6 protein-coding genes are annotated in these 7,868 nt (G+C 48.0%); 2 read left to right on the forward strand and 4 right to left on the reverse strand.

Translation table 11 applies throughout. The features are described from left to right. Positions 1-6: 6 nt before the first annotated feature. The 4 genes from IKW96_RS04110 to IKW96_RS04125 form a co-directional block, all read right to left on the reverse strand. On the reverse strand, positions 7-471 hold the full coding sequence (locus IKW96_RS04110; protein WP_296570664.1) for a hypothetical protein: 465 nt from the start codon (positions 469-471) through the stop codon (positions 7-9). A 102-nt stretch (positions 472-573) separates the two neighbouring features. Beyond that, positions 574-1,215, reverse strand: a complete 642-nt coding sequence (locus tag IKW96_RS04115; RefSeq protein ID WP_296570667.1) for a CDP-alcohol phosphatidyltransferase family protein — start codon at positions 1,213-1,215, stop codon at positions 574-576. Between the two features lie 169 nt (positions 1,216-1,384). Next, entirely contained in the window at positions 1,385-3,553 is a 2,169-nt protein-coding gene (gene ppk1, locus IKW96_RS04120; protein ID WP_296570670.1) for a polyphosphate kinase 1, read from the reverse strand. Between the two features lie 123 nt (positions 3,554-3,676). After that, positions 3,677-4,597, reverse strand: a complete 921-nt coding sequence (locus IKW96_RS04125; RefSeq protein ID WP_296570672.1) for an adenylyl-sulfate kinase — start codon at positions 4,595-4,597, stop codon at positions 3,677-3,679. Between the two features lie 539 nt (positions 4,598-5,136). Between IKW96_RS04125 and IKW96_RS04130 the strand changes: the two genes are divergently transcribed. Both IKW96_RS04130 and thrS read left to right on the forward strand, forming a co-directional pair. Continuing rightward, the gene (locus IKW96_RS04130) at positions 5,137-5,517 is read left to right on the forward strand and encodes a hypothetical protein (protein ID WP_296570674.1); all 381 of its coding nucleotides are present in this window, start codon (positions 5,137-5,139) and stop codon (positions 5,515-5,517) included. Between the two features lie 153 nt (positions 5,518-5,670). Continuing rightward, positions 5,671-7,611, forward strand: coding sequence for a threonine--tRNA ligase (thrS, locus tag IKW96_RS04135; protein ID WP_296570676.1), 1,941 nt, complete (start codon positions 5,671-5,673; stop codon positions 7,609-7,611). Positions 7,612-7,868: the final 257 nt, after the last annotated feature.

The raw sequence follows: 7,868 nt of genomic DNA on the forward strand, positions 1-7,868 counted from the left end.
TCTCCTTTACTGAGGTACGGGCTTGGTGAAATCCCCGACCCTGCCGAAGCATTCAACGAGCTCTCCGTCTGGAGTTTCCGTTTTCTTGCTGAGGTCGTAGCCGATATAGTCGAAATGCTCTATCTTTTCGCCCATATCCTCAAAATTGACGTCTATTCCTCCGTCAGCCGTTACCTTCCAGCGTATGAGCTGCTTTTCGTCCCCGGGAGTATAATAGAAGCCGTTACCGTCCTTTGTGAGCTCAAATCTTTTCTTTGTTATGTTCTTTTCGTCCTTTTCAACTCCGCCGAGGTACTCCGTCGTAGTCTCCCACTTGCCTGATATCTCGGATATAAGCTCCTCGTCAGACTTGTTTCTCGTTGCGTCCACAGAAGCCTTTACTCCCTCATTTGAAACAGGGTGACTTCCGCATGAAGCTCCGCAGCAGAGCAGCGCCGCGGAAACGCATATGCATAAAATGTTTTTTTTCATAGTCCTCTCCTTTTCGTATACTTGTATTATACAGCATAAAACGCATATTGTAAAGCTTTTTATTGCGGAAAAGAAAGCTGCCGCATAAAGCGGCAGCCTGATTTACTTGGTTTTTGTCTTATAGAGCATCCATATGAGCTCGAGGACTCCCACGCCGATGAAGCAGAGCATGGTCTTCATGCTTGGCTTCTTCACCTTGAAACGGGTGATAAAGGCGATAGCTATAACAAGGAGCGAGCCGCCGTAGACCTCGGGGAACCAGTCGCCGATATCCTTGTGGAAGCTGTATATCAGCGGCAGTATCAGCGCAACGCTGGTAACGGGCAATCCCTCATAGACCTTGCGGTTCTCTGAGGTCTTGGACTGCCTTTCCTCCTCTGCCACGTTGAAGTACGCAAGCCTTATGACAGCGCACAGCGGGAAGAGTATGAGTATGGGCAGGTCGCACCAGTCCCTCATGCCGATGGAATAGCCTATTATTGCAGGCAGTACGCCGAAGCATATGGCGTCGCACAGCGAATCTATCTGTATACCGAACTTTTTCTCGCTTTCGGTACGGTCTTTTTTTGTACGGGCGACCTTACCGTCGAACATATCACACAGTCCCGAGATCATAAGACAGATTATGGCATATTCGGGGTGAGATCTCATTCCGCCGTAGCCTGCCGCGAAGAACATACCTATTATCGACGAAACGAGGCTCATATATGTAAGGATCACCGTATAATTGTAAAATCCGATCATTAATTCTAACCTCAAATGATTTTTGCTGGAATATATAACATCAAGTTACGATCGTCCCATCACAGGGAACAGACCTGTGATCTGCACATCTGCAAGGACTTATAAATAATTATATCATAATTCATATGCTTTTTCAAGTATTTTATTGTAATTTCAAACAATTTACAGCTCATTCGCTCTTTTTCTTCCTTCCGCGCTTTACTGGAGCCTTTTCCGCCGGCTTTGCAGCCGTCTTTTTCGCAGACGTCCTTTTAACGGTCTTTTCGCGGTTCACGCGGAGCTGTTTCTGCTTTGAGCTCTTGTCCTCGAGGCGCTTATACGCCTCCTCATAGAAGTATTCCTGTGAATTGAGAGGCTTTTCACGGCTCCTGCGCTCGCGGACGTACTCGCCGCTGCTGAGCATTATCCTTGCCTTGACGTTATCGCGGAGCATTATGCGGAACATATCGCGGATACGCTTTCTCAGCTTCTCGTCCTCCACGGGAGCTGCCACCTCTACGCGGCGAATGGTATTCCTGCTCATATAGTCGGCAGAGCCTATATATATCTTCTGGTCCTTTCCGTCCTTGCCGAATATGAAGATACGGCTGTGTTCGAGGAAACGTCCCACTATGCTGCGGACAGTAATATTCTCAGTAAAGCCCTGAACTCCGGGGATAAGGCAGCATAGTCCGCGGACTATGAGCTCCACCTTTACGCCTGCCTGAGAAGCCTCGATGAGCTTTGCGATAACGGCAGGGTCGTTGAGGGAGTTTATCTTCGCGGCAATATAGCCGTTTCCGCCGTTCCCGGCAAGCTCTATCTGTTCGTCCATCATGGCGAGCACCTGAGGTCTCAGGGCAAGCGGCGAAACAAGGAGCTTTTTCGTATTTTCCACGAAGCTTCCGTTAAGGAGCGCAGTAAACACAGCCTCTGCGTCGGCAGCGATGTCCCTGTCGGCGGTGAGAAGCATGAGGTCTGTATATAATGTGGCTGTTTTTTCGTTGTAATTGCCCGTACCTATCTGAGTAACATAGTCATATCCGCCGCCCTGAGCCTTCCTCGTTATGAGCAGCAGCTTGGAATGAGCCTTGTACTCCTTCGGTCCGTAGATGACCTTTACACCTGCCTCCTGAAGCTGCTTTGACCATTCAATATTGTTTTCCTCGTCAAAGCGCGCACGGAGCTCTATCATAACGAGTACCTCCTTGCCCTGCTCTGCGGCTGTACACAGCGCGTCAATGACCTTGCTGTTGCGTGCGAGGCGGTAGAGGGTTATCTTTATGGACGTTACCTTCGGGTCGTTTGCAGACTCCTGCAGGAGCCTTATAAACGAGAGATTTATCGACTCAAAGGGATAGCTGAGAAGTATATCCCTTGACTTTACCTGCTGGAATACAGGTCTTGAGTCCGAAAGAGCCGCAGGCTTGCGGGGCGACCTCGGTACGTAGTGAAGCGCTGCATTTTCATCATATTCCTGCAGGGTATACAGATATGAAAGGTCGAGGGGTATCCTCGATGTAAATACGCGGACATTTTTCAGCTTCAGCTTCCTGCAGAGGTAATCCAGTGCGTCGCGGCTGAAAACGTCGGATATTTCAAGGCGTACAGGTGCAAGCCGCTGGCGCTTGTCAACGAGTTCCTCCATGCGGCGGCGGAACTCGGGACCTCTTCCCGAAGCCATGATGTCGGCGCTTCTCGTGACTCTTATGAGAGCGCGGTCTATGACCTTGTAGTTCTTGAACAGCTGGTGTGCAAAGCGGAGAATGACCTCTTCCTCGAGGATAAAGCGCTTTCCGTCGGGACTGAGATGTATCAGTCTCTCCGAGCGGCTGGTATTGGCAGGGATTATGCCTATGGACACGCCTTTTTTCGCCGCGAGCTGAACTACCGCGTATATCTCCTTGTTTTTGAGAAACGGGAACGGTAGGGCGTCATTTACGACAACTCCCGACACAAAAGGCTTCAATTCGCGCTTGAAGTACATTTCAAGGAAAGCCTGCTCCTCCTTTGTAGCCTTGTCGTAGGAAACGTGCTCGAAGCCGTAAGCTGCGAGCTCGCCCATAGTTTTCCGCAGAGCCTCCTCCACAGAGGGCTGCATTCTGCGGACAGCCGTAAATACGGCGTCAAGCTGCTGTGAGGGCGTCATTCCCGAAAATTTGTCCTTTTTTTCTTTCTTTTCCTTTGCCTTATCGGTGATCGAGCCAACTCTGACCATGAAAAATTCGTCTAAATTGCTCTGATATATAGCTGAAAAGGAGAGCCTTTCAAGAAGCGGAGTTTCCGGGTCCGTCGCTTCTTCGAGCACCCTTTTGTTGAATTTAAGCCATGAAAGCTCCCGATTTTCGAGATATTCCATAATTGTTCTCCTATCCTTTATTCAATTCATAATGCATGATGCGTAATAAACACCCTCATTGTTTCAGAACTGCCGCCGAAAGGCGATGCCGAAAATTATGAATCATGTATCTGTAATTATGAATCAGTATTTGAATTGTCCGTTGCCTATAAACTCGCATATCAGCGAATCAGGCGTAACATCTGTCTTTTCTATTGGTCTGAGCTTTTCCAGCACAGCTATGCACTCGCGCACCTCGGGAACGTCCGTAAGCTCCTCAAGCTGCGACAGAAGATCGTTTCTGTATACCGAGAGCTCATACGCCATAAAGGTGTCTATATCGTAGTCGGAACGATACTTATAGGGCATGATGTACTTGTTTTCGCCTGCCTCCACGCTGTGGAACATATTCATAGTCTCACGGAGAGAGCGCTTGCGGAAATTCTTGTCGCGTATCATGCGGCGCATAAGACGTACCCTGGACGGATGAAGCAGTATACCGTCGTCCGATATCCTGGTTCTTACGCTGACGTATATCTTGCTTATCATTCTGTCGGGAACCGTTATTACCGCAGGATTAAGGGCATGAATACCCTCGAAAATAACTATTTCTCCCTCGTTTCGCTTGAATTTCTTACCCGAGCCGCAGCGCGACGAGGTCTTGAAATTGTACTTTGGGAGCTCTATTTCGCGGCAGGCGCATATGTCCTCTATCTGCTCGTTGAGGAGATCGCAGTCCACACGCAGAGGCGATTCAAGATCCATTTTTCCCTCTGCTGCAAGAGCCTTTTCGGCTTCCGTAAGCGGACAGAACCAGTTGTCCATTGAAAGGGTATGGGTCTCGTGTCCCATTTCGTCAAGAAGCTTTTCTATCATCATAGCCGTGGTGGTCTTGCCCGAGCCTGAAGGTCCCGAAAGCAGTATTACAGGCTTTTCGTTATAATTATCGGCAATATCGTCGGCAATTTTTTTCAGCTTGTAGAGGTAGTCCTCGTTGACTGACCTGATAAAGTCTTTAGGGTCTGTTTCTATTCCCTGATTTATTCTTGTTATCTCAATATTCATTTATATCTCCCTTATCTTATGCTTATTTGCCGTGGAACCGTTTCCCCAACGTAAATAAACATTTTTATAACATTAATATTATATCACATTTTTTGGTGCATTTCAACCCGTAGATTTGGTATTTTTAACGTCCGATTCAACTAAATGTTTAATTTCAACTGCATTAAAATGCAGTCCCGGACAGGCTGAAAGCTAAGGACTAAGGGCTGAATGCTTTTTTATTGAAATTTACTCTTGACAAACTGTAAAATCTGTGCTAATATAATTGTACAATATTACGAAATCGTCGATGAGGAAGGCTGTTTTCAACAGCAACGCTCACAGAGAGCTGCCGTTCGGTGCAAGGCAGCAGCGTTCAGGAAACAGCATACCGCCTCTGAGTGCGCCCAATAAGCGACGGGAGCTCCCGTTACAGAGCACTTGAGATACGGAGAAGTCCTCCGTGTGAATCAGGGTGGAACCACGGTAATTCATCGTCCCTTGTGCCTAATACAGGCGTAAGGGGCTTTTTTGTTATCATGGCTCCGGGAGGTGAAAGTGTGAGCAACATAAAGTACAACGAACAGGAAGAAGCCTTCGAGCTTCCCTATAAGCTGTGGAACGAGAACATGACCGTCCGTTTCTATACGGGCGATGAAACCGATATAATGAAAAACCTCAAGGATATCGCCCGAAAACTTGCAAAGCTGGACAGCAGCAAGGCTGTGCTTGCAGGTATGCTGATCGACGAGGGCTACTACGAAGGCAGCAACGCGGACGAGCTTGCAAAAATACTGAAGCTCGAAAACGTTTATGTGGATATCGACGACGAAGATATCGTTGTGTGCTTCGATACAGGCACCGACGACGGATTCATGCAGGGACTTGCCCATGGAGAGCTCTTCGGCGAGCTCTTTGAAATAACGGGCTGGGTCGAATGACATGGATAAACCCGTCCGTTCAGAAATCGGACGGACAGTCCGAAAATATATTGTAAATACCCAAGGAATAATAAAATACGTGATAATGCAAATCATGTTCATATTATTCATTATGCATTATTAATTATGAATCAACATAAAGGAGAGATAACCATGATAAAATTAACATTACCTGACGGCAGCGTCCGCGAGATCGAAGCTGCACAGTCAGCCGCAGAGATCATCAAGGGCATAGGCATGGGACTTTACAAGGCTGCCTGCTGCGTAAAGGTAAACGGAGAGGTCAAGGACCTCCGCACCCTTATCGACAGCGACTGCCAGTTCGAGGTATGTACCTTTGACTCACTCGACGGCAAGAAGACCTTCTGGCACACAGCTTCACACATACTTGCACAGGCTGTAAAGAGACTTTACCCTGCTGCAAAGCTGGCTATCGGTCCTGCTATCGACAACGGCTTCTACTATGACTTCGACCTTGAAAAGCCCTTCACTCCCGAGGAGCTCGAAAAAATCGAGGCTGAAATGAAGAAGATCGTCAAGGAGGACATAGAGCTTGAGAAGTTCGAGCTTTCACCTGCCGACGCTATCGCAAAGCTCAAAGAAATGGACGAGCCTTACAAGGTAGAGCTCTGCGAGGAGCACGCTGACAAGGGAGAGCCTATCTCCTTCTACAAGCAGGGCGAGTTCATCGACCTCTGTGCAGGTCCTCACCTCATGTCCACAGCTCCCGTAAAGGCATTCAAGCTCCTTTCATGTACAGGAGCTTACTGGCGCGGCAACGAGAACAACAAGATGCTCAGCCGTGTATACGCTATCGCATTCCCCAAGTCCTCACAGCTTGACGAATATATAAAGATGATAGAGGAAGCAAAGCTCCGCGACCACAAGAAGCTTGGCAAGGAGCTCAGTCTCTTCATGTTCGACCACACAGCTCCGGGTATGCCTTACTGGCTCCCGAGAGGCTGGAAGCTCTTCAACGCACTCCTTGAATACTGGAGAGGCGTTCACGAGGATCACGGTTACACCGAGATATCAGGTCCTGTTCTCTCAAAGAAGGAGCTCTGGGTGACATCGGGTCACTGGGATCACTATCAGGACGGTATGTTCGTTATCCCTGCCGAGGAGGACAACGAAGTATACTGTGCTAAGCCTATGAACTGCCCCAACGCTATCAAGGTATATATGAACAAGCAGCGTTCCTACAAAGAGCTTCCTCTTAAATTCAATCAGGTAGACGTTATCCACCGTAAGGAGAAGTCAGGCGAGCTCAACGGACTCTTCCGCGTTCAGCAGTTCAGACAGGACGACGCTCATATCCTCGTAACAGAGGAGCAGATAGCTTCCGAGATAAACGATATCATGGATATCGCTACAGAGATATACAAGACCTTCGGTCTGGAATACAAGGCTGAGCTTTCCACACGTCCCGACGACTACATGGGCGATATCAACGTATGGAACAAGGCTGAGGCTGACCTCAAGGCAATCCTTGAAGAGAAGTACGGTCCCGACGGATACGAGCTCAACGAGGGCGACGGCGCATTCTACGGTCCTAAGATAGACCTCAAGATGAAGGACGCTATCGGACGTGAATGGCAGATGGGTACTATCCAGCTCGACTTCCAGCTCCCTCTCAACTTCAGGATGAAGTACATCGCTTCCGACGGCTCCGAAAAGCAGCCTGTAATGATACACAGAGCTATATTCGGTTCATTCGAGAGATTCATCGGTATCATCACAGAGAACTTCGCAGGCGCGTTCCCGTTCTGGCTCTCGCCTATGCAGGTAGGTATCGTTCCTATCAGAACAGACCACAACGAATACGCCAAGAAGGTAGCAGACCTTCTCAAGAAGAACCATATCAGAGCTGAAGCTGACTACACTGACGACAACATGAAGAACAAGATAAGACGCTTCAAGGACTACAAGGATCCGTATGTTGTGATAATCGGCGACAGTGAGGCTGAAAACGAGCAGGTATCCGTAAATATCCGCGGAAACAAGCAGCTCAAGAACGTTCCTCTCGACAAGTTCATCGAAATGTGCAGAACTATGAACGAGGAGCATTCTCTCGATATAATCGACACTCTTTGATAAGCTTTCATTGAACAGTAAATGATCAGGGCTGCCTTTCGGCAGCCCTTTTATTTATCGCCTGTACAGGAAGTGCTGAATGAGATATTTCAGAAAACGCTTTTCTTATACATATTCGAGTCAATCCCAAATTCTGTGTAAACGAGAAATAGTGCAATAGAAAAGTATATGATGAGACCGATTGTGAAAGCAGTCGGTCTTATCTGCATATTAGCACATGATTATTTGATTGTCAAGATAAAAGTGTTATTCCGGGA

It is taken from the genome of Ruminococcus sp. (genome assembly GCF_017549005.1).
GTDB lineage: Bacteria > Bacillota > Clostridia > Oscillospirales > Ruminococcaceae > Ruminococcus.